Consider the following 2,651-nt stretch of genomic DNA (forward strand, 5'->3'; position numbering starts at 1 on the left):
GTGACCAGCGCCGCCACGCAGCTGGAAGACAACGCCCAGCGCCTGTCCTCCACCGCCGAGCAGAGTCGCGCCCAGGCCGCCAACGTCGCCTCCTCCGCCCAGCAGACGGCGGCTAACGTGCAGACGGTCGCGGCGTCCGCCGAGGAGATGACCAGCTCGATCGGCGAGATCACCCGTCAGGTCGGCCAGAGCGCCGCCATCGCCCAGCGCGCGCACCAGCGGGCCGAGACCACCAACACCACCATCCAGTCGCTGGCCGAGCAGGCCAGGGGCATCGGCGACGTGGTCAGCCTGATCAACGACATCGCCAGCCAGACCAACCTGCTGGCGCTGAACGCCACCATCGAGGCCGCCCGCGCCGGCGAAGCCGGCAAGGGATTCGCGGTCGTGGCGTCTGAGGTCAAGAGCCTCGCCACCCAGACGGCCCGAGCGACCGAGGAGATCAGCCAGCAGATCGGCGCCATGCAGGGCGCCACCAGCAGCGCCGTCGAGGCGATCGTCGAGATCACCCGCACCATCGCCGAGATCAACGAGATCGCCACCACCATCGCGGCGGCCGTCGAGCAGCAGGACGCAGCGACCCGCGAGATCGCCCGCAACGTTCAGCAGGCGGCCCAGGGCACGCAGGTCATCTCCACCACCATCGACGACGTGCAGCAGGCCGCGCACGGCACCGGCACCGCAGCCGGCGAGGTGCTGGCCGCCGCCCAGGCGCTGACCCGCCAGTCCAACCGCCTGACCGGCGAGGTCGACCGCTTCATCCGGCAGGTGCGGGGGGCGTAAGCCCCAAACCCTCTCCCGTGGCGGGAGAGGGGTGTCAGTACCGCCCCCGGAACGCCGCCCAGGCCAGCCGGGCCGGGCGGAAGGGGTTCGGCATCAGGACGCGCGGCGCCAGCACGTCGTGGTCCGCGCGCGCGATCACGTCCAGGTGCGCACCGGCCAGGGTGGCGGGCAGCAGCGCCGGCAGCGCCGCCCGCGGCACGGAGCGACGCTGCGCCCGCGCCGCCGCCAGATGCTCGCGCGCCACCGCGGCCACCTCGCCGATCACCGCCCGCACGCCGGGCTCCTTGGCACGGCCCATCACGTCGCGCGGGCGGACGTCGTGCGCGGCCAGCCGGTCGGCCGGCAGCATCACGCGGCCCTGCCGCGCGTGGAAGGGCACGGCGCGCAGGATGCCGGTCAGCGCGTGCGCGATGCCGGCGTGCCGCGCCGCCTCCGCCCCCGCCTCCGCCCCCGTCTCAGTATCGCCGCCCGTTCCCAGCACCTCCAACGCCAGCCGGACCAGCGGCGCCGCCGTCGCCTCGGCGTAGTTGACGAGGCAGTCCAGGCTGGCCGGCGGCTCGTCATCCAGGTCGGCTTCACGCGCGTCGATCAGCGTGTCGAAGTGCCGCCGCGTCAGCCCGTGCGCGGCCACCGCCTCGGCCAGCGGCCGCACCACCTCGTGCTGGGGCAGCGTGCCTTCGCCGTAGACGGCGGCGACGCTGTCGCGCCACCATTGCAGGCGCATCTGTCCGAGCAGCGGCTCGCTCACCACTTCCCGCGTCTTCGCCACCTCCAGGTTGAAGGCATAGAGGGCGAACAGATGCTCGCGCCGGTCCGCCGGAGCGAATAGGCACGTCAGGAAACGGTCGTTGTCGTATTTCCGAACCTCCTGTCCGCTATAGGACAGTTCGGTGGTTTGGTTCGCCATAGGGTGCCGATGCGGAAAAATAGGGGTGGATGTACCTTGGAGGCGGGGCAAAGCCGCCGCGGCGATTATATTAGTCGAGAGACGTCACCACGCCAGCCCCCGATGCCCGTGCAGGAGCAGGCTTCACGCCATGGCCGATTTCAACGTCGCACCACCGACCACCGCGAAAGCCGGACCGTTCGCCCGCAAGGAAGCGAGCGCCGAGAATTTCCCCGTCGCCTCGCGCCTGCTGCCGCGCCATCTGCGCCCGCACGTGCTGTCGTTCTACCGGTTCGTGCGTCTGGCGGACGACATCGCCGACGATCCGGACCTGGAAGCCGAGAGCAAGCTGGCCTACCTGGACGCGCTGGAACGCGCGCTGACCTCGGGCCAGGCCAAGCACGCTTACCTGAAGCCGGCGCTGGACCTGCGCGCCAGCCTGCAGGAGACCGGCGTGTCCGACCGCCACGCCCGGCAGGTGCTGCGCGCCTTCCGCCGCGACTCGGTGGGTGCGCGCTGCCACACCTGGAACGACCTGCTGCTGTACTGCCGCTTCTCCGCCAACCCCGTCGGCCGCTACCTGCTGGAGCTGCACGGCGAGGGTGCCGAGGCCGGCCCCGCCGCCGACGCGCTGTGCTCGGCGCTGCAGATCCTCAACCACCTGCAGGACGTGCGCGACGACTGGGTCCAGCTCGGCCGCTGCTACATCCCGCTCGCCTGGTTCGAGGAGGCGCACGTCAGCGTCGAGCGTCTGGTCGAGCAGGACAGCGACGCCAAGCTGCGTGCCATCTTCGACCGCGTGCTGGACCACACCGACCGCCTCCTGGAGCGGGCCTCGTCCCTGCCCGACCAGATCAACCACCGCGGCCTGCGGCTGGAGGCGTCGGTGATCCTCAGCCTTGCGGAATCGCTTGCGTCGCGGCTCCGGGTGCGCGATCCCATGAAGAAACGCGTGGAGCTGCGGGCGCATCAGAAGATGTAC

The 2,651-nt window shown here is 71.4% G+C and carries 3 protein-coding genes; 2 read left to right on the top strand and 1 reads right to left on the bottom strand.

Annotated features, from left to right (window positions below; translation table 11 throughout):
- The coding region (locus VED21_RS38030; RefSeq protein WP_324891590.1) for a methyl-accepting chemotaxis protein at nt 1-783 on the top strand (783 nt) is incomplete at its 5' end.
- Nucleotides 784-817: 34 nt separating this feature from the next.
- Here the strand turns inward: VED21_RS38030 and VED21_RS38035 are convergent.
- Complete coding sequence (locus VED21_RS38035) at nt 818-1,690, bottom strand: phytoene/squalene synthase family protein (protein WP_324891592.1); 873 nt, start codon at nt 1,688-1,690, stop codon at nt 818-820.
- Between the two features lie 130 nt (nt 1,691-1,820).
- Between VED21_RS38035 and VED21_RS38040 the strand changes: the two genes are divergently transcribed.
- The coding region (locus tag VED21_RS38040) for a squalene/phytoene synthase family protein (protein WP_324891593.1) at nt 1,821-2,651 on the top strand (831 nt) is incomplete at its 3' end.

This window comes from Azospirillum sp. (assembly GCF_035627195.1).
Lineage (GTDB): Bacteria > Pseudomonadota > Alphaproteobacteria > Azospirillales > Azospirillaceae > Azospirillum.